Origin of the sequence: Microbacterium sp. NPDC080005 (genome assembly GCF_040702445.1) — a bacterium.
GTDB classification, from domain to species: domain Bacteria; phylum Actinomycetota; class Actinomycetes; order Actinomycetales; family Microbacteriaceae; genus Microbacterium; species Microbacterium oleivorans_D.
In genome coordinates this window covers 746,466-763,520 of record NZ_JBFBLD010000001.1, presented here as the reverse complement: position 1 = coordinate 763,520, position 17,055 = coordinate 746,466, and the positions used below count along the sequence as shown (strand labels likewise).

The following is a 17,055-nucleotide window of genomic DNA, read 5'->3' as shown; positions in this document are numbered from 1 at the left end:
ATGACCACCGACGATCGCGACACCATCGCACCGGAGACCACCGAGACCGCGGCTGCGGCGACCACCAACCGCAAGCAGCCCTTCCCCGCCGGGTTCCTGGATTCGATCTCGACAGGCTGGGCGCAGCGCCCTGCATCGCTGCCTGCGCAGCGGCCCGAGGCCGCCTACACCGCAGCGCGGCGCGCACGGGTCTCCGCCGCGTTCCCCGGCGCACGGCTGGTCATCCCGGCGGGCTCGTACAAGCAGCGCTCGAACGACACCGACTACCCGTTCCGCGCCCACTCCGCCTTCTCGCACCTGACCGGGTGGGGCGCCGACGCCGTGCCCGACTCGCTCCTCGTGTTCGAGCCGACGGGTGACGGACACGACGTGACGCTCTACCTCCGTGAGCGTGCCGACCGGACGACGACGGAGTTCTACGCCGACGCGACGATCGGCGAGTTCTGGATCGGCCCGCGGCCCGCACTCGACGCCGTCGCGGCGGATCTCGGCATCCCGACGGCCCACATCGATGCCTTCGAGAGCACGGCTGAGGACCGCTCGGTCGACGTCGACGACGAACTCACGCGGTTCGTGTCGGAGATGCGTCTCGTGAAGGATCCGTACGAGATCGCCCAGATGCGTCTCGCGGTCGAGGCCACCGGCCGCGGCTTCGACGACATCATCGCCGAGCTCCCGCGCATCGTCGACACACCGCGAGGCGAGCGGGCGATCGAGGGGGTCTTCCATCTGCGCGCGCGCACCGACGGCAACGGCGAGGGCTACGACACCATCGCCGCCTCGGGTCCCCACGCCTGTTACCTGCACTGGACCCGCAACGACGGCGCCGTCGTGCCCGGCGATCTCGTCCTCATCGACGCGGGCGTCGAGGTCGACAGCCTCTACACGGCTGACATCACGCGAACCCTTCCCGTGTCGGGGACCTTCTCCGCGGTGCAGCGACGCATCTACGACGCCGTCGTCGAGGCCGCCGACGCGGCCTTCGCCGCCGCGCGACCGGGCGTGAAGTTCCGCACCATCCACGAGGCGGCCATGGCCGTCATCGCGGCCCGCACGGCCGAATGGGGTCTCCTGCCCGTGAGCGCGGAGGAGGCGCTCGACGCCGACCGCGGCGGCCAGCACCGCCGCTACATGGTCCACGGGACGAGCCACCACCTCGGCATCGACGTGCACGACTGCGCGCAGGCCCGCCGCGAGATGTACTACGACGGCGAGCTCGAGGCGGGGATGGTCTTCACGATCGAGCCCGGGCTGTACTTCCAGATCGACGATCTCACCGTGCCCGAGGAGTTCCGCGGCATCGGGGTGCGCATCGAGGACGACATCCTCATGACCGCCGACGGCCCGGTGAACCTGTCGGCCGACATCCCTCGGACCGCGGACGAGGTCGAGGCCTGGATCGCACGCGGCCGCGCCTGAGATCCGCTCGATGACCACCGCCGGATACACAGCGCCGTCGGCGTTCACGACGCGCCCGCAGCTGACCGGGACCTTCGGCATGGCCGCGTCGACGCACGCCACGGCGACGGCCGTGGCGATGGCGGTGCTCGAACGCGGCGGCAACGCCTTCGACGCCGCCTGCGCCGGCGGGTTCGTGCTGCACATCGTGGAGCCGCACCTGAACGGGCCCGGCGGCGACCTGGTCGGGCTCTTCCAACCGGCGGACGCCCCGACCCCCACCGTCCTCATGGGCCAGGGTGCCGCGCCGGCCGGCGCGACCATCGCGCATTTCCGACGCGAGGGCCTCGACCTCGTCCCGGGTGCCGGCGGACTCGCCGCGGCGATCCCGGCCGCGGTCGACGCGTGGCTGCTCCTCCTCCGCGACCACGGCACCTGGTCGGTCGCCGACGTGCTGTCGTTCGCGATCGACTACGCCGAGGCGGGGCATCCGCTGCTTCCTGCGGCGTCGGCGACGATCGGACGGGTCGCGGACCTGTTCCGGGATCACTGGCCCGCCTCCGCCGAGCTGTGGATGCCCGACGGCTCCCCCGCGGCCGCGGGAACCTTGCACCGCAACCCCGCCTATGCCGCGGTGCTGCGCCGTCTCGCGGCGGCCGGCGCGGACAGGGGCGACCGTGTCGCCGCCATCGACGCGGCCCGCTCGGAGTGGCGCGAGCTCCTCGGTGACGCCTGCGAGGTCCTCGCAGATCCGCACCGTCATTCGAGCGGCACCGATCACGCCGCCGTCCTCACCCGCGAGGACCTCGTCGAGGCACCTGCCCGGTACGAGCAGCCGCTGTCGGTCGCCTTCCGCGGGCGCAGGGTGTTCAAAGCGGATGCCTGGTCGCAGGGTCCCGCGCTCCTCGCCGCGCTGCGGATCATGGTGCCCCTTCCCGACGACCTGCTCGACCCCTCGACCACGGCGGGAGCCCACACCCTCGTCGAGACGCTCAAGCTCGTCCTCGCCGATCGCGACGCGTCCTTCGGCGACGGAGCGGATGCCGGTGCCCTCCTCACCGACGAGGTCGCCGCCGATCGGCGCGCCGACCTGGGCGCGCGGGCCTCGTCGCAGTGGCGCCCCGCGCGACGTGCGGACACCGACCCCTGGACACCGCCGCTCCGTCGCGACGTCGCCGCGGCCGCGGGCACCGGCGAGCCGACCGTCGACCGGTCCGGCTCGACGCGAGGCGACACGTGCCACATCGACGTCGCCGATCGGTGGGGCAACGTCGTGTCCGTCACGCCGTCGGGCGGGTGGCTGCAGTCGTCCCCGACCATCCCCTCACTGGGCTTCTGCCTCGGAACCCGCCTGCAGATGTGCTGGCTGGACGAGCACTCGCCCGCGGCGCTCCGACCCGGTGCGCGGCCCCGTACGACGCTGTCGCCGACTCTCGTGCACGACGGCGACACCCGGATCGCCCTGGGGACGCCCGGCGGCGACCAGCAGGATCAGTGGCAGCTCCCCATGCTGCTGCGGATGTTCGTGGGCGGCTACACCGCGCAGCAGGCGATCGACGCCCCCACCCTCCACACGACGGCGATGGTCGATTCGTTCTGGCCTCGAACCTGGGATCCGACCGGCGTCGTCGCCGAGGACCGTCTCGGCGAAGAGGTCCTCCGGGGTCTCTCCGCCCTCGGACACACCGTCACCCGCGCCGGCGACTGGGCGCTCGGCAGGCTGTCGGCGGTGGGCGCGGACCGTGCCACCGGCATCCTCTGGGCGGCAGCGAATCCCCGCGGTGTGCAGGGCTACGCGGCGGGGCGCTGAAGCCGCTCGCGAAGCCACGGCAGCGCAGCCGACGCGGTCGCCGCCCCGACCTGCACAGCGGGGAGGGCCCGCCCCGCGACCTCGAAGGAGTGCCGGGCACCCTCGAACCACAGGATCTCCGCGTCCCGGCAGGACGCGACGGCCACCTCCAGGTCGGCCAGGGGCTGCAGGAACGGATCCTGGGTACCGGAGAGGAACAGCTGCGGCGCGGGCACGGCCGGCAGGTGCGCGGTGCGGGCGTTCTCGGGCTTGCCCGGCGGGTGGAGCGGGTAGCCGAGATACAGAAGGGCGCCGGGCGCGATGCGCCCTTCGGCGGCGGCCATCGACGCCATCCGCCCGCCGTAGGACTTGCCCGCCGCGACGAACGGGATGCCGGGGGCCAGCCGGCGGCTGAAATCCTGAACCGCGGCCCACGTCTCGACGGCGTGTGCGGCGGGGCCCGGCATCCGTCGTCCCGCCTGCCGGTACGGAAAGTCGAAGCGCACCGTCGTGAAGCCGGCCGCGGCCCACGCCCGCGCCGCGCCCGCGAGGAAGGGGTGCTCGTGCCCGGCTCCGGCGCCGTGGGCGAGGGCCACGACGGCGATCGGATCGTCGGCGACGTCGACCGCCGCGGTCACCTCGGCCCTGCCGGTCGGCAGGGCGACGGGGATCATCGCGGAGCGTCGGGGGCCGGCGGCTGCGCGGGTGCGTCGCCGTCCTGCGGCGGCATCACGGGCGGCGCAGGCGCCGGGTCGACGCGTTCGCCGTAGCGCGGCGGGGCAACGGGGTCGACGCGCTCGCCCTGGACCGGGGCGGGCGCGGGATCGACGCGCTCCCCGGATGCGGGGGCGGGGGCGGCGGGGTCCACGCGCTCGCCATAGCGGGGCGGAGCGGACAGGTCCTCTCGCGGTGCCTGCGGCGCGGTGGGCGCGGCGCCCGCCCCGAGGAGTTCCTTGGCACGGCCGAAGCTCCGCGGCAGCACGGTCACGTCGTAGTGGTCGGCGATCACCTGGGTGACAGAGGTGAAGTCCCGGCGACGGCGGAGGATCGAGTAGCTGATGATGCTCATGAGCATGCCCAGGGCGATACCGACGAGCATCACGCCGACGAACAGCTGCAGAGCGGCGCCCGGGCTGCCGAGCACGAAGATGGCGGCGAACAGGAGGCCCAGCAGGACGCCGTTGATCGCGCCCGACCGCGCTGCGGTCGCGTAGCCGAGCCTGCCCGTGACGCGCTCGACCGAGCGCAGGCCCCGACCGACGATCGCGATGTCCTGTGCCGGCACATCGGAGCCGATGAGGGTCGACACCGACTTCTGCGCCGCCTCGTACGACGTGTATTCGGCGACCGTCGCGCCGTGCTCCTTCGGGGCCCCGCCCATCATGCTCATGCGCTCAGTCTCCCATGCCCGCCTTTGCGTGGGCGCAGTGAGGGCGAGGGATCCGCCGACTACGCTGGTCTGGTGAATACGCAACGGGTCTTCGTCGCGCGCCTGACCGGGTGCGCCGTCTTCGACCCCGCGGGCGACCGTCTGGGTAAGGTCCGCGATGTGGTCGTGATCTACCGCAAGGACGACCCTCCGAGAGTCGTCGGTCTCGTCGTCGAGATCCCCGGCCGACGCAACGTGTTCCTCTCCATCGGACGGGTGACCTCGATCGCCACCGGTCAGGTCATCACGACAGGACTCATCAACGTCCGCCGCTTCGAGCAGCGGGGCGGCGAGGTCCGTGTCATGACCGAGCTGATCGGCCGCAACGTCCACCTCACCGACGGGTCGGGTTCGGCCGTGATCGAGGACGTCGCCATCGAACGCGATCGACTGGGCGACTGGCAGGTCGGACAGTTGTTCCTGCGCCGCCCGAAGACCAGCGCATCGCCGTTCGCGAAGGGACCGACGACCTTCGCGCAGTGGAACGACGTACGCGACGATCAGGTGGCGGGGCAGACGCAGTCCGCCGAGCTCCTGGTCGCGTCGTACTCCGAACTCAAGCCCGCCGACCTCGCCAACACACTCCTCGACCTCCCCGAGGAGCGCCTGCTCGAAGTCGCGGAGGAGCTGCCGGACGACCGCCTCGCCGACGCGCTCGAGGAGATGCCCGAGGACGAGCAGGTGCACATCCTCGAGGCCCTCGGAGACGAGCGCGCCGCCGACATCCTCGACGCCATGGAACCCGACGACGCCGCCGACGTCCTCGGCCAGCTCTCCGACGCCCGCGCCGGCCAGCTGCTCGACCTCATGGAGCCCGAGGAGGCGGAGGACGTCCGCGCCCTCCTCGAGCACGGGCCCGACACCGCCGGCGGCCTCATGACGAGCGAGCCCATCGTGCTCTCCGCCGATGCGACCGTCGCCGAGGCTCTCGCCCTCATCCGTCGCCACGAGCTGCACCCGGCGCTCGCCGCCGCCGTCTTCGTGACGCTGCCGCCGTATGAGACGCCGACGGGGCGTCTGCTGGGCGTGGTCCACTTCCAGCGGATGCTGCGCTACCCGCCCCACGAGCGACTGGGTGCCATCATCGACGACACCGTCGAGCCGATCACCGTCTCGGCCAGCGCCGCCGAGGTCGCGCGCCTCCTCGCGAGCTACAACCTCGTCTCGCTGCCCGTCGTCGATCAGGCCCGCCACCTCGTGGGTGCCGTCACGGTCGACGACGTCATCGACTACCTGTTGCCGGATGACTGGCGTTCGCAGGACACCCCGCGCGAGACGCCGCAGGTGCGGCGATGATGGCACGCGCTCCCAAGTCGGGGTTCGAGGCGCCGCGGGGTCGACGCAGCCGCGTCCTCAGCCGACCGGCGCAGCCCTCGCGCGACCGGTTCGGGCGCTTCACCGAATGGATCGCGCGAGCGATGGGCACTCCGGCGTTCCTGCTGATCCTCACGCTGTTCTGCGTCGCCTGGATCGTGTGGAACACCGCGGCGCCGGAGGGGCTGCGGTTCGACGACGCCGCACTCGGCTTCACCGCCCTCACGCTGATGCTCTCGCTGCAGGCCTCCTACGCCGCGCCCCTCATCCTCCTCGCGCAGAACCGACAGGACGATCGCGACCGCGTGCAGATCGAACAGGATCGCCAGCGCGCCGAGCGCAACCTCGCCGACACCGAGTACCTGGCCCGCGAGGTCGTGGCCCTGCGGATGGCCCTCACGGACATGCAGGACGAGATGATCAGTCGCGACGTGCTCCGACAGGAGCTCAAGGCACTCCTCGAGCGGCTGGACGAGCGCGAGCAGCCGGGCGACGGCGCGCGATCGTCGTGAGCACGCCCTCGACGGTGGATGACGTCCGCCGGGCCGTGTCCGCGGTCGTCGACCCCGAGCTGCGACGTCCGATCGGCGAGCTCGACATGGTCCGGGACATCGCCGTCAGCGACGGCACGGCGCGCGTCGGGATCGCGCTGACGATCGTCGGATGCCCCGCCGCGGAGCGCATCGAACGCGAGGTCCGCGAAGCCGCGGCATCCGTCACCGGCGTGGAGGACGTCCGCGTGGACGTGGGGGTCATGACGCCTTCCGAGCGAGCGGGGCTCGTGGAACGGATCCGCGGCGTGCGGAGCATGCCGTTCACCCCCGACGCGCTGACACGGGTCATCGCCGTCACGAGCGGCAAGGGAGGCGTCGGCAAGTCCACGGTGACCGCCAACCTCGCGGTCGCCCTGGCGGCGCGCGGGCTCGCCGTGGGACTCATCGACGCGGACGTGCACGGCTTCTCGATCCCGGGTCTGCTCGGTCTGGTCGGCGAGGACGGCCGCCCGCCGCAGCCCACGCGCCTGGACGACCTGATGCTGCCGCCCGTCGCGCACGGGGTGAAGACGATCTCGATCGGCATGTTCCTCGCCGAGGGCGCCTCCCCCGCGGTGGCGTGGCGCGGTCCGATGCTGCACCGCACCGTGCAGCAGTTCCTCACCGACGTCCATTTCGGCGACCTGGACGTCCTGCTCATCGACATGCCGCCGGGCACCGGCGACGTCGCGATCTCCGTCGGTCAGCTCCTGCCCCATGCGGAGGTGCTCGTCGTGACGACGCCTCAGGCGGCGGCGGCCGACGTCGCGGTCCGCAGCGGGATCGTGGCTCGCCAGACGGGTCAACGCATCATCGGGGTCATCGAGAACATGGCGGCGTTCGCACTCCCCGACGGGACGGTCGTGGACGTGTTCGGTGCCGGCGGCGGCGAAGCGGTCGCCTCCGCGCTCTCCGCCGCGGGTGACTCGGTCCCCCTCCTCGGGTCCGTTCCGCTGAGTCCGGCCCTGCGCCGGGGCGGTGACACCGGTGCGCCCGTCGTGCTCTCCGACCCCGGCGACCCCGCCGCTCGCGCGATCTCGGCTGTCGCCGACGCGCTGACGACGACACGACCATCACTGGCCGGGCGCGCCCTGCCGGTCTCCCCCGCCTGAGGATCACCGGCGGCGGATGCCGCGCGTCAGGTCGCTTCGGAATCGAACGGGACGATGCCCGTCTCGGCATCCGCGGACCTCACCGGGTCGCTTGCCGGCGGGGAGGCGACCGCGGCGGCGGCCATGGCCGCGGCACCCGCCGCCACAGGTTTGACGGGCGCGTCGTCGATGAGGGCTTCGCGGATGATGCGCCGGGGATCGTATTGGCGCGGGTCGAGCTTGCGCCATTCGATCTCGTCGAAGTCGTCGCCCATCTCCTCCTTCACCCGCGTGCGGGCGCCGTCGAGCCAGTCGCGGACGCGGCGGGTCAGCCGCGCGAGCGAGGCGGCATAACCCGGCAGCCGCTCGGGTCCGAGCAGGAGTGCGGCGATGAGCGCGATGAGGAGGATCTTCTCCAGATCGAGCCCGTTCGACATGCTTCCCAGGTTACCCGTGCGCCTGAGGGTCACGGCATCCGCCCCCGCTTAGGCTGGGCCACGGAGGTTCACCACATGGGAGATCACGAGGCCGTACGCAGATTCGCCGCCGAGTCGACGGTCGAGCCCGATGCCATCGCTCGGGCGCGCGCTCACGCTCTCGAGATCGGCGCAGGCCCGGTCAGCCCCGAGGTGGGAGCGCAGTGCGCGGTCATCGCCGGCGCGAGCCGCGCCCTCAACATCGTCGAGATCGGCACGGGCGGCGGCGTCTCGGGCCTGTGGCTGCTGCACGGCTCACCGCGGGCGACCCTCACCACGATCGACAAAGAGCCCGAGCACCTCGCCGTGGCACGCAAGGCCTTCACCGATGCCCGTGTCCCGGCCGCACGCGTGCGTTTCATCACGGGGCGCGCCGCCGACGTCCTTCCCCGCATGAACGAGGCCTCCTACGACATCGTCCTCATCGACGCCGACCCCGACGGCGTCATCGAGTACGTCGAACACGGACTGCGCCTGGTCCGAGCCGGGGGCACGGTCCTCGTCCCCCGGGTCCTCGCCGGCGGCGCCGTCGCCGACCCTGTCCGCCGTGGCCCCCTCGAGACCGCCTACCGATCGCTGATCCAGGAGACGCAGGCCTCACCCGCCGTGATCGGAGCCCTGTCGATCGTCGGCGAGGGTCTGCTGCAGCTGACCACCGTCGCCGACGGCTCCTGAGCGCTCGCACCGCGTCCGAGGATGCAGAAAGGCCGGTCCCCGTGGAGACCGGCCTTTCGCATCGAGTCAGGGTCAGGCGGCGCCGACGACCCCGCTGAGGACGCTGTGCAGTTCCTTCGCCTCGTCGTCGTTCACCGAGACGACGAGTCGACCGCCCCCCTCGAGCGGAACACGCACGATGATGAGGCGGCCTTCCTTGACGGCCTCCATAGGTCCGTCTCCGGTGCGCGGCTTCATGGCTGCCATTGTGGGGCTCCCTTTCGTCTTCGGCCTTCCCCATTAGTCTACCCAATGGGGTGATCGCCTTCGGCGCGCGCGCCTCTCAGCGGACGCTTATCGTCACGGGATCCGGAAGAACGTGTCGCCCAAGGCGAGCATCTCGTGGATCCACAGCCACTGCCCGCCCAGGCACAGCACCAGCACCCCGATCCGCCACCACCGCGACGGCGGCACGGCGACGGCCGCCGCCACCGGGGTGAGGGGAAGCAGCAGCCGGAAGGTGCTCGACTGCGGGAAGAAGACCGCGAGCAGGTAGACCAGGTAGCTCGCGCCCCACAGCCGGACCTCCGGGCCCAGACGGCGCACCTGCGGGGCGCGCGCCAGGACGACGGCGACCCCGATGACCAGGATGACGAGGGCGACCGGGCCGAGCATGGGCGGCAGACCCCAGATCCCGAACCAGACCGAGGCGGCCGTCAGGAATCCCGAGAACGGGACGAACTGCTCCTCCGACCCGACCCAACTGCGCCGCCACGCCAGTTCGGTCTCCAGGTACGCAGACGGGTCGCCCGTCGCCACGCCGGCGATCACCTGCCACGCGAAGCCCACGATCGTCGCCAGTGCACCCGTTGCGACGATGTGCACGATCTGCCGTGTCGGCAGCGGGTCGACCCGCCGATGCATCCATCGATGGATCCCGTAGAGGCCGAGGAGCAGCGCGAAGGCGAGGACGCCCGGCCGGGTGAACCCCATCAGCACGATGAGCGGATAGAGCCAGCCGAAGCGCCGCCGCATGAGGGCCCACAGGGCGAGGAGGAGCCAGAGCAGGCCGAGGGACTCGGCGTAGCCCATCTGGAACAGCGCCGCGAGGGGGCCGTTGGCGAACAGGACGACCGCCCACAGCGCTGCCGTCTCGCCGATCCGTTCGCGCAGCATCAGGAACAGGACCACGGATGCCGCGTAGCCGGCGACCAGCGCCAGCACGACCGCTCCCGCCGGGTAGCCCCCGAGGACGGTCCCGAGGGCACGCGCGAGCCACGGGTAGAGCGGCAGGAAGGCCCACGCGTTCTCCGTCACCTGCCCGGTGTCCGTCACCGGCAGGACCGACGGATAGCCGCGATCCGCGATGACCCAGTACCACTGGGCGTCCCATCCCATGGCCAGCGACGGGATGGTCGCGTCCGCTCCGAAACGCGACGTGGGACCCGACAGGGTGGCGGCGGCCCAGAAGAACAGGGTGGTGACGAGGCGGGCCGAGAGGTAGACGGCGGCGACGGTGCCGGCGACGGAGGCTGCGGACCTCAGTCGCCGCTCAACCATGCCCGCAGGCCCCGCTCGACGTCCTCGATCTGAGCGAGAGGCACGCGCTCCTCGTCGTGGTGGGCGAGGTGCGGATCACCGGGACCGTAGTTGACCGCGGGCACACCCATCGCCGAGAAGCGCGCGACGTCGGTCCAGCCGTACTTCGGTTTCGGGACCGCGCCCACCGCCGCCACGAAGTCCTGAGCGAGAGGCGCGTCGAGCCCCGGCCGGGCTCCCTCGGACAGGTCGACGATCTCGACCTCGAAGCCTGCGAGGACGTCGCGCACGTGCGCCTCTGCGGCTGCGGCGTCCCTGCTCGGAGCGAAGCGGTAGTTGACCTCGACCTCGCAGGCGTCGGGGATGACATTGCCGGCGATGCCGCCGCGGATGGCGACGGCGTTGAGTCCCTCGCGGTAGAGCAGTCCGTCGACCTCGATCTCGCGCGGCCGGTACTCGGCGAGGCGGGAGAGGATCGGAGCGGCTTTGTGGATCGCATTCTCGCCGACCCACGCCCGGGCACTGTGCGCACGCACGCCCGCGGTGCGGACGACCGCACGGAGGGTGCCGTTGCAGCCTCCCTCGACCTGACCGTTCGACGGCTCACCCAGTATCGCGAAATCCGCCGCGAAGAGATCGGGACGGGATGCCGCGAGCCGGGTCAGCCCGTTGAACTCGGCGGCGACCTCCTCGTGGTCGTACCACATCCACGTGATGTCCACCCGAGGGTCGGTGAGCTCCGCCGCGAGTTTCAGCTGGACGGCCACCCCGGCCTTCATGTCGACCGTGCCGCGCCCCCAGAGGAACGCCTCACCGTCCACGTCCACGTCGCGCGTGGGGACGTTGCCGTTGATCGGGACGGTGTCGATGTGCCCTGCGATCGCGACGCGCTGCGCGCGCCCGAGCTGCGTCCGCGCGACGATCGTGTCGCCGTCGCGGTGGACCTCGAGGTGCGGGAGCTCCGAGACGGCCTCGAAGATCGCGTCGGCGAGGACGGTCTCGTCGTCTGACACGCTCGGGATGTCGCAGATGGTCCGGGTCAGGTCGACGGCGGAGGAGCGGAGGTCGAGCCGGGGCATGACGTCGAGTCTAACGACGGCCCGATAGCCTGGAATCATGAGTGACGCGCGGTGGGTCTGGGGTATCGGTCTGGCGACGACGAGCGAGGACGGCACCGTCCTCGACACCTGGTACCCCGCGCCGGCTTTCGGCCGCGCACCCGCCGACGTGGACACGTCAGCGCTCGACGCCTACGCCGGTGCCGATGACCGCCGCGCCGTCGCGGTGGGAGTCGTGGTCGTGGAGATCGACCTCGACGCCCCGCCCGCCGGGACATCCGACGCCTACCTGCGACTGCACGCCCTCTCCCACCGTCTCGTCGCACCGAACGAGCTCGATCTCACCGGGATCTTCGGCCACCTGCCGAACGTCGCGTGGACGAATGCCGGCCCGGTGCACCCCGATGACCTGACCCGCCTGCGGCCCGCGCTCCAGCGCGCCGGCATCCAGGTCGCCGGCATCGACAAGTTCCCGCGGCTCACGGATTACGTCGTGCCCACCGGCGTGCGCATCGCCGACGCCTCCCGCGTGCGCCTCGGTGCGCACCTCGCCCCCGGGACCACCGTCATGCACGAGGGGTTCGTGAACTTCAACGCCGGAACCCTCGGCGCCTCGATGGTCGAGGGGCGCATCTCCCAGGGTGTCGTCGTCGGCGACGGCAGCGACATCGGCGGCGGCGCATCGATCATGGGCACGCTGTCCGGCGGCGGCAGTCACCGGGTCTCCATCGGAGCGCGCACCCTCCTCGGCGCCAATGCCGGCATCGGCATCTCCCTCGGAGACGACTGCATCGTCGAAGCGGGCCTGTACATCACGGCCGGCACGAAGGTGATCCTCTCCGGCGAGACCCCGCGGGCCGACGGCACGGTCCCGACGGCGAAGGCCGCCGAGCTGTCGGGGCGCAGCGGCATCCTCTTCCGTCGCAACTCACTGACCGGCGCCGTCGAAGCCGTCCGGCGCGAGGGTGTGGGCGTCACCCTCAACGCCGATCTGCACGCCTGAGCGGATCAGCCCCGTAGGACGGCGGCGCGCGCCTCGCGATGCTCCTCGTCGCTGATGATGCCGCGCGCGCGGAGGTCGTCGAGCTCGACCAGTCGCTGCTCGATCGACGGCTGCGCAGCCGGTGCGGCGGCGACGGGTTCCGCCGGGGCGAGCACGTCGCTGCGGAGGACCCGCGCCGCGATCTGCGCGTCCACCGTCAGCGGATCGATGCCGGCGTCCTGCAGGATGCGGTACTTCCGTGCCCGGATCACGAGTCCGAAGATCGCGGCGCCGATCCCGAGGACGAGGATCAGCCCGAAGACGGCGGAGAACCCCGACGCCATGCCATCCATGCCGGTCCCCATGAGACCACCGTCGTCGATCCCCGGCGGGACGACCACCACGCCGTCATCGACGTACTCGCCGTCGTCGGACGACATCGCCACTTCCGGCATCCACCCCATGGGCACACCATAGCGGCATGCCGCCGGGGCGTCAGCGGGAAACGGGGTAGTCCCGCTCCGTCGCCCCGGTGTACAGCTGCTGCGGGCGACCGATCTTGGTCTGCGGGTCGTTCTGCATCTCGCGCCAGTGCGCGAGCCACCCGGGGAGGCGGCCGATCGCGAACAGCGGCGTGAACATCCGCGTCGGGAAGCCCATCGCCTTGTAGATGACGCCGGTGTAGAAGTCCACGTTCGGGTAGAGGCGACGCTCCTTGAAGTAGTCGTCGTTGAGCGCGATCTCCTCGAGCTCATTGGCGAGGGCGAGGAGCGGATCCTCGACCCCGAGCTCGCGGAGCACCTCGTCGGCGGACTCCTTCACGAGCTTCGCCCGCGGGTCGTAGTTCTTGTAGACGCGGTGTCCGAAGCCCATGAGCTTGACACCGTCCTCCTTGTTCTTCACCCGCTCGACGAAGCGCTGGACGCTCTCGCCCGAATCGCGGATGCGCGCGAGCATGTCGAGGACGGCCTCGTTCGCGCCGCCGTGAAGAGGGCCGTAGAGAGCGTTGATGCCCGCCGAGATCGACGAGAACTGATTGGCGCCCGTCGATCCGACGAGGCGGACGGTCGAGGTCGAGGCGTTCTGCTCGTGGTCCTCGTGGAGGATGAGCAGCCGCTCGAGCGCGCGGGACATGACCGGGTTGATCTCGTAGGGCTCGGCGTTGTTGCCGAAGTTCAGCTTCAGGAAGTTGTCGACGAAGCTGAGCGAGTTGTCCGGGTAGAGGAACGCGTGTCCGATGCTCTTCTTGTGCGCGTACGCCGCGATCACGGGGAGCTTCGCCAGCATCCGGATCGTGTTGAGCTCGACGTGCTCGGGGTTGTGAGGGTCGCTCTGACCCTCGTAGTACGTCGAGAGCGCGGCCGTCGCAGCCGAGAGCACCGACATGGGGTGCGCGGTGTGCGGCAGGGCCGAGAAGAAGTGCTTGAGGTCCTCGTGGAGGAGGGTGTGCCGACGGATCTTCTCGTCCCAGCCCGCCAGCTCGTCTGCGGTGGGGAGCTCGCCGTACAGCAGGAGCCATGCCACTTCGAGGTAGGTGCTGTGCTGGGCGAGCTGCTCGATCGGGTACCCGCGGTAGCGCAGGATGCCCTGATCGCCGTCGATGTAGGTGATGGCGGACTTCGTCGACGCCGTGTTCACGAAGCCGTAGTCGAGCGAGGTGTACCCGGTCTGCTTCGTGAACGAGGAGAAGTCGACGCTCGGCACCCCTTCGCTCCCGGCGACGAGCGGAAGCTCCGCGGTCGTGTCACCAATGGTCACGGTGGCCTTCTGAGGGGTGTCCGCGTTGGTCACGAAGCCTCCTTGCGGTCGTCGGGAGCGGTCTTTACAGCCTAACGGGGAGATGGCGCCTCTCCTGACGCGCCCAACGGATCGCGGCATCCGTGAGAGGAAACCTACGAAGATGCTACGAGGATGCGGTCAGCCGCCGGGCCGCCGCGGCGATGCGCTCGTCGGTCGCGGTCAGCGAGAACCGCACGTGCTGCGGGTAGTGCGAGCCGTAGAAGTGTCCCGGACCCGCGAGGATGCCGAGCTCGGCGAGCCGCGCGATCGACTCCCACGCATCCTCCCCCGCGGTGGCCCACAGGTAGAGCCCGCCTTCGCTGTGATCGATCCGGAAGCCCGCCGCCTCGACGGCCGGCTTGAGGACGTCGCGACGCGCCCGGTACAGCGCCCGCTGGTGCTCGACATGGGCGTCGTCGGCCAGCGCCGCGACCATGGCGTCCTGCACGGGACCCGGCACCATCAGGCCCAGGTGCTTCCGCGCGGTCACGAGTCCCGCCACCAGGTCGGCGTCGCCGGCGAGGAACGCGGCGCGATACCCGGCGAGGTTGGACTGCTTGCTGAGCGAGTAGACCGACAGCAGGCCCGTCAGGTGCCCGTCTGTCACCCGCGGGTCGAGGACGCTCGGCACAGCGGCATCCGCCCACGGACCGTCCCACCCGAGCTCGGCGTAGCACTCGTCCGAGGCGAGCACCGCCCCCAGTTCGCGCGCACGGTGGACGGCGCGGCGCAGGTCGTCGACGCCCAGCACACGACCGTCGGGGTTGCCGGGCGAGTTGAGCCAGACCAGGCGGGTCCCCGCGGGCCATTCGTCGGGGTCGTCGGACGCGAGCGCGTCGGCGCCGACCAGACGCGCACCCACCTCGTAGGACGGGTAGGCCGCCCGGGGATGGACGACGGTGTCGCCGGGCCCGAGCGCGAGCAGCAGCGGCAGCAGCGCCACGAGCTCCTTCGAACCGACCGTCGGGATCACGTGAGCGGACGTGAGCCCGGGGACGCCGCGTCGGCGCGCGTACCAGGCGGCGATCGCCTCGCGCAGCGCCGGGGTGCCGACCGTCTGCGGGTAGGCATGCGCGTCGGTCGCCCGCCGGAGTGCGTCGGCGACCACGTCGGGAGTGGGGTCCACCGGTGAGCCGATGGAGAGGTCGACGATGCCGTCAGGATGCTGCCTCGCGCGCTGCGCGTACGGGGCGACGGCGTCCCATGGGTAGTCGGCGAGGTCGCGGACGCTCATGGGAGGTCAGTGCGCCTGCGGCGGAAGCACCGCGATGACGGGGTGGTCCTTCGCGATGACCCCGACCTTCGCGGCACCACCGGGCGAGCCGATGTCCTCGAAGAACTCCACGTTCGCGGTGTAGTAGTCCTGCCACTCCGCCGGGAGGTCGTCCTCGTAGTAGATGGCCTCGACCGGGCAGACCGGCTCGCAGGCGCCGCAGTCGACGCACTCGTCCGGGTGGATGTAGAGCGACCGCTCGCCTTCGTAGATGCAGTCGACGGGGCACTCGTCGATACAGGCTCGGTCTTTGACATCCACGCACGGGAGGGCGATCACATACGTCACGGGATCGAGTCTAGTTCGTGGATCGGAGGCGGGATGCCGACGGCCACGCCACGACCAGCGCGGCGACCAGCGGCACGAGGAAGGTCCAGATCAGGCCGGGCGTGATCGCCGCACCCTCCGGCGGGGCGGGCACGACGACGGAGCCGCCGGGTCCCTCGTTGGCGAACAGCAGGGTCGCGACCATCGCACCGAGGCCGCAGGCGAGGGCCGACGCGCGCTCCCCCGTCAGGGTGCGCACCGCGATCAGGAGCGCGGTGAACCCCGTGGCCGCGACGAGCAGGCCGACCGGCACCACTCCCCAGACGACCGCCTGGCCGATCGTGCCGGCCACCCCGTAGACGACGCCGATGACGGCGGCGAGGACCCACGTGGCGATCCGGGCGAGCAGTGCGTTCACCTGCACAGTCTAGGCGCGCGCTTCCGGGCCGCTCATGCCGCCCAGCCCCACAGTCGCAGCAGAGCCGCGGTCGCGGCGGCCGCGACCACCACCACGAGGAAGGGTGCACGGATGACCAGCAGCCCGGCCGCGACCAGGACGGCAGGCAGCCGGGCGTCGACGACGACGGCCTGACCTGCACCCAGGGTCTGGACGACGACGAGCGCCGCGAGCAGGGCGACCGTGAGGAGGTCGATCGTGCGCGACGGTCGCGGCGCATCGAACCACGCCGGCGGCACCAGATAGCCCACGGTCTTCAGCGCGACGCAGACGATCGAGGCGAGAAGGATGGAATGCCACAGCGTCACGACGCGACCTCCGAGGTGGTCTCACGGGCACCCAGCCAGTTCGCCCACCCGACGACGAGCGCGACGACCGCGGCGACGAGGACCGGGAGGCCCGGCATGAGAAGCGGCGTCGAGATCGCCGCGACGACCGCCGCCGCGACGCCCACCGCGATCGCCTGACGACGGCGCAGACGCGGCCACAGCAGAGCGAGGAACGCTCCCGCGGCCGCGGCATCCAATCCGTAGGCGCGGACGTCCCCGAGCACGTCACCCAGCAACGCGCCGGCGAGGGTGGTGAGGTTCCAGCCGAGGTAGATGCCGACGCCGGTCACCCAGAAGCCGATGCGGCGCGCACCGGCATCCGTCTGCGCAAGGGCCACCGCCGTGGACTCGTCGATGGTGAAGTGGGATGCCGCGGCCCGCCGCCAGAAGCCCGACCCGACGACCGGCGACATCCGCAGCCCGTAGGCCACGTTGCGCATGCCGAGAAGTCCCGCCGACGCGATCGCCGCGCCCGGGAGTCCTCCGCCGCCGATCACACCGACGAAGGCGAACTGCGATCCGCCCGTGAACATGAACAGGCTGAGGACGCAGGTCTGCCAGACATCGAGCCCGGAGGCCACGGCGAGGGCGCCGAAAGAGACCCCGTACGCGCTCGTCGCCAGCGCGACTCCGAGGGAGTCGCGCCACGCCCGCCGCGTCGGAGGCTGCTCCTCCCCCGTCACCGCG

20 protein-coding genes are annotated in these 17,055 nt (G+C 71.5%); 7 read left to right on the top strand and 13 right to left on the bottom strand.

Features of this window, described 5'->3' with window-relative positions; genetic code table 11:
- Both AB0259_RS03620 and AB0259_RS03615 read left to right on the top strand, forming a co-directional pair.
- Positions 1 to 1,419: an aminopeptidase P family protein gene (locus AB0259_RS03620; RefSeq protein WP_366220592.1), complete on the top strand. Its 1,419-nt coding sequence runs from the start codon at positions 1 to 3 to the stop codon at positions 1,417 to 1,419.
- A 10-nt stretch (positions 1,420 to 1,429) separates the two neighbouring features.
- A complete protein-coding gene (locus AB0259_RS03615) occupies positions 1,430 to 3,208 on the top strand; it encodes a gamma-glutamyltransferase (RefSeq protein WP_366220594.1) in 1,779 nt (592 codons plus the stop codon).
- Here AB0259_RS03615 and AB0259_RS03610 read toward each other — a convergent pair.
- Both AB0259_RS03610 and AB0259_RS03605 read right to left on the bottom strand, forming a co-directional pair.
- Positions 3,190 to 3,861, bottom strand: a complete 672-nt coding sequence (locus tag AB0259_RS03610; protein ID WP_366220595.1) for an alpha/beta family hydrolase — start codon at positions 3,859 to 3,861, stop codon at positions 3,190 to 3,192. The two genes, AB0259_RS03615 and AB0259_RS03610, sit on opposite strands and share 19 nt — an antisense overlap.
- Positions 3,858 to 4,577, bottom strand: coding sequence for a general stress protein (locus AB0259_RS03605; protein WP_251580315.1), 720 nt, complete (start codon positions 4,575 to 4,577; stop codon positions 3,858 to 3,860). The genes AB0259_RS03610 and AB0259_RS03605 overlap by 4 nt, the downstream gene beginning before the upstream one ends.
- A 72-nt stretch (positions 4,578 to 4,649) precedes the next feature.
- On the opposite strand from AB0259_RS03605, the gene AB0259_RS03600 reads away from it, so the two are divergent.
- The 3 genes from AB0259_RS03600 to AB0259_RS03590 are packed head-to-tail and all read left to right on the top strand — an operon-like array spanning position 4,650 to position 7,575.
- Positions 4,650 to 5,912, top strand: a complete 1,263-nt coding sequence (locus tag AB0259_RS03600; protein ID WP_366220596.1) for a CBS domain-containing protein — start codon at positions 4,650 to 4,652, stop codon at positions 5,910 to 5,912.
- Complete coding sequence (locus tag AB0259_RS03595) at positions 5,912 to 6,442, top strand: DUF1003 domain-containing protein (protein ID WP_366220597.1); 531 nt, start codon at positions 5,912 to 5,914, stop codon at positions 6,440 to 6,442. The genes AB0259_RS03600 and AB0259_RS03595 overlap by 1 nt, the downstream gene beginning before the upstream one ends.
- Positions 6,439 to 7,575: an Mrp/NBP35 family ATP-binding protein gene (locus AB0259_RS03590; RefSeq protein ID WP_366220598.1), complete on the top strand. Its 1,137-nt coding sequence runs from the start codon at positions 6,439 to 6,441 to the stop codon at positions 7,573 to 7,575. The genes AB0259_RS03595 and AB0259_RS03590 overlap by 4 nt, the downstream gene beginning before the upstream one ends.
- A 26-nt stretch (positions 7,576 to 7,601) precedes the next feature.
- Here AB0259_RS03590 and AB0259_RS03585 read toward each other — a convergent pair whose 3' ends face one another.
- Positions 7,602 to 7,991, bottom strand: coding sequence for a Sec-independent protein translocase TatB (locus AB0259_RS03585; protein WP_251580301.1), 390 nt, complete (start codon positions 7,989 to 7,991; stop codon positions 7,602 to 7,604).
- Between the two features lie 75 nt (positions 7,992 to 8,066).
- Here AB0259_RS03585 and AB0259_RS03580 point away from each other — a divergent pair, with 75 nt between their 5' ends.
- Positions 8,067 to 8,705, top strand: a complete 639-nt coding sequence (locus tag AB0259_RS03580; protein WP_251580299.1) for a class I SAM-dependent methyltransferase — start codon at positions 8,067 to 8,069, stop codon at positions 8,703 to 8,705.
- 72 nt (positions 8,706 to 8,777) lie between these two features.
- Here AB0259_RS03580 and AB0259_RS03575 read toward each other — a convergent pair whose 3' ends face one another.
- From AB0259_RS03575 to dapE, 3 genes are all read right to left on the bottom strand, one after another.
- Positions 8,778 to 8,951 carry a DUF3117 domain-containing protein gene (locus AB0259_RS03575; RefSeq protein ID WP_064506455.1) on the bottom strand — a complete coding sequence of 58 codons (174 nt, stop codon included), beginning with the start codon at positions 8,949 to 8,951 and terminating at the stop codon, positions 8,778 to 8,780.
- Positions 8,952 to 9,044: 93 nt separating this feature from the next.
- Entirely contained in the window at positions 9,045 to 10,244 is a 1,200-nt protein-coding gene (locus AB0259_RS03570; RefSeq protein ID WP_366220600.1) for a hypothetical protein, read from the bottom strand.
- Entirely contained in the window at positions 10,226 to 11,302 is a 1,077-nt protein-coding gene (gene dapE, locus AB0259_RS03565; RefSeq protein ID WP_366220601.1) for a succinyl-diaminopimelate desuccinylase, read from the bottom strand. The genes AB0259_RS03570 and dapE overlap by 19 nt, the downstream gene beginning before the upstream one ends.
- A 37-nt stretch (positions 11,303 to 11,339) precedes the next feature.
- Between dapE and dapD the strand changes: the two genes are divergently transcribed.
- The gene (gene dapD, locus AB0259_RS03560; RefSeq protein WP_251580292.1) at positions 11,340 to 12,284 is read left to right on the top strand and encodes a 2,3,4,5-tetrahydropyridine-2,6-dicarboxylate N-succinyltransferase; all 945 of its coding nucleotides are present in this window, start codon (positions 11,340 to 11,342) and stop codon (positions 12,282 to 12,284) included.
- Between the two features lie 5 nt (positions 12,285 to 12,289).
- Here dapD and AB0259_RS03555 read toward each other — a convergent pair whose 3' ends face one another.
- The 7 genes from AB0259_RS03555 to AB0259_RS03525 form a co-directional block, all read right to left on the bottom strand.
- Entirely contained in the window at positions 12,290 to 12,727 is a 438-nt protein-coding gene (locus AB0259_RS03555) for an SHOCT domain-containing protein (protein ID WP_366220602.1), read from the bottom strand.
- 31 nt (positions 12,728 to 12,758) lie between these two features.
- Complete coding sequence (locus tag AB0259_RS03550) at positions 12,759 to 14,054, bottom strand: citrate synthase (protein WP_251580288.1); 1,296 nt, start codon at positions 14,052 to 14,054, stop codon at positions 12,759 to 12,761.
- A 112-nt stretch (positions 14,055 to 14,166) separates the two neighbouring features.
- Entirely contained in the window at positions 14,167 to 15,276 is a 1,110-nt protein-coding gene (dapC, locus tag AB0259_RS03545; protein ID WP_251580280.1) for a succinyldiaminopimelate transaminase, read from the bottom strand.
- Positions 15,277 to 15,282: 6 nt separating this feature from the next.
- Complete coding sequence (gene fdxA / locus AB0259_RS03540) at positions 15,283 to 15,603, bottom strand: ferredoxin (protein ID WP_366220603.1); 321 nt, start codon at positions 15,601 to 15,603, stop codon at positions 15,283 to 15,285.
- 10 nt (positions 15,604 to 15,613) lie between these two features.
- Positions 15,614 to 16,000, bottom strand: coding sequence for a DUF6113 family protein (locus tag AB0259_RS03535; RefSeq protein WP_366220605.1), 387 nt, complete (start codon positions 15,998 to 16,000; stop codon positions 15,614 to 15,616).
- 32 nt (positions 16,001 to 16,032) lie between these two features.
- The gene (locus AB0259_RS03530) at positions 16,033 to 16,347 is read right to left on the bottom strand and encodes an AzlD domain-containing protein (RefSeq protein ID WP_251580276.1); all 315 of its coding nucleotides are present in this window, start codon (positions 16,345 to 16,347) and stop codon (positions 16,033 to 16,035) included.
- Positions 16,344 to 17,051 (bottom strand): AzlC family ABC transporter permease, encoded by a 708-nt coding sequence (locus AB0259_RS03525; protein ID WP_366220607.1) that lies wholly within the window; start codon positions 17,049 to 17,051, stop codon positions 16,344 to 16,346. The genes AB0259_RS03530 and AB0259_RS03525 overlap by 4 nt, the downstream gene beginning before the upstream one ends.
- Between the last annotated feature and the right edge of the window lie 4 nt (positions 17,052 to 17,055).

Coding starts and splice junctions, on each gene's coding strand:
- AB0259_RS03620 (WP_366220592.1), top strand. CDS start 1: ATGACCACCGACGATCGCGACACCATCGCACCGGAGACCACCGAGACC.
- AB0259_RS03615 (WP_366220594.1), top strand. CDS start 1,430: ATGACCACCGCCGGATACACAGCGCCGTCGGCGTTCACGACGCGCCCG.
- AB0259_RS03610 (WP_366220595.1), bottom strand. CDS start 3,861: ATGATCCCCGTCGCCCTGCCGACCGGCAGGGCCGAGGTGACCGCGGCG.
- AB0259_RS03605 (WP_251580315.1), bottom strand. CDS start 4,577: ATGAGCATGATGGGCGGGGCCCCGAAGGAGCACGGCGCGACGGTCGCC.
- AB0259_RS03595 (WP_366220597.1), top strand. CDS start 5,912: ATGGCACGCGCTCCCAAGTCGGGGTTCGAGGCGCCGCGGGGTCGACGC.
- AB0259_RS03585 (WP_251580301.1), bottom strand. CDS start 7,991: ATGTCGAACGGGCTCGATCTGGAGAAGATCCTCCTCATCGCGCTCATC.
- AB0259_RS03580 (WP_251580299.1), top strand. CDS start 8,067: ATGGGAGATCACGAGGCCGTACGCAGATTCGCCGCCGAGTCGACGGTC.
- AB0259_RS03575 (WP_064506455.1), bottom strand. CDS start 8,951: ATGGCAGCCATGAAGCCGCGCACCGGAGACGGACCTATGGAGGCCGTC.
- AB0259_RS03570 (WP_366220600.1), bottom strand. CDS start 10,244: ATGGTTGAGCGGCGACTGAGGTCCGCAGCCTCCGTCGCCGGCACCGTC.
- dapE (WP_366220601.1), bottom strand. CDS start 11,302: ATGCCCCGGCTCGACCTCCGCTCCTCCGCCGTCGACCTGACCCGGACC.
- dapD (WP_251580292.1), top strand. CDS start 11,340: ATGAGTGACGCGCGGTGGGTCTGGGGTATCGGTCTGGCGACGACGAGC.
- AB0259_RS03555 (WP_366220602.1), bottom strand. CDS start 12,727: ATGGGGTGGATGCCGGAAGTGGCGATGTCGTCCGACGACGGCGAGTAC.
- dapC (WP_251580280.1), bottom strand. CDS start 15,276: ATGAGCGTCCGCGACCTCGCCGACTACCCATGGGACGCCGTCGCCCCG.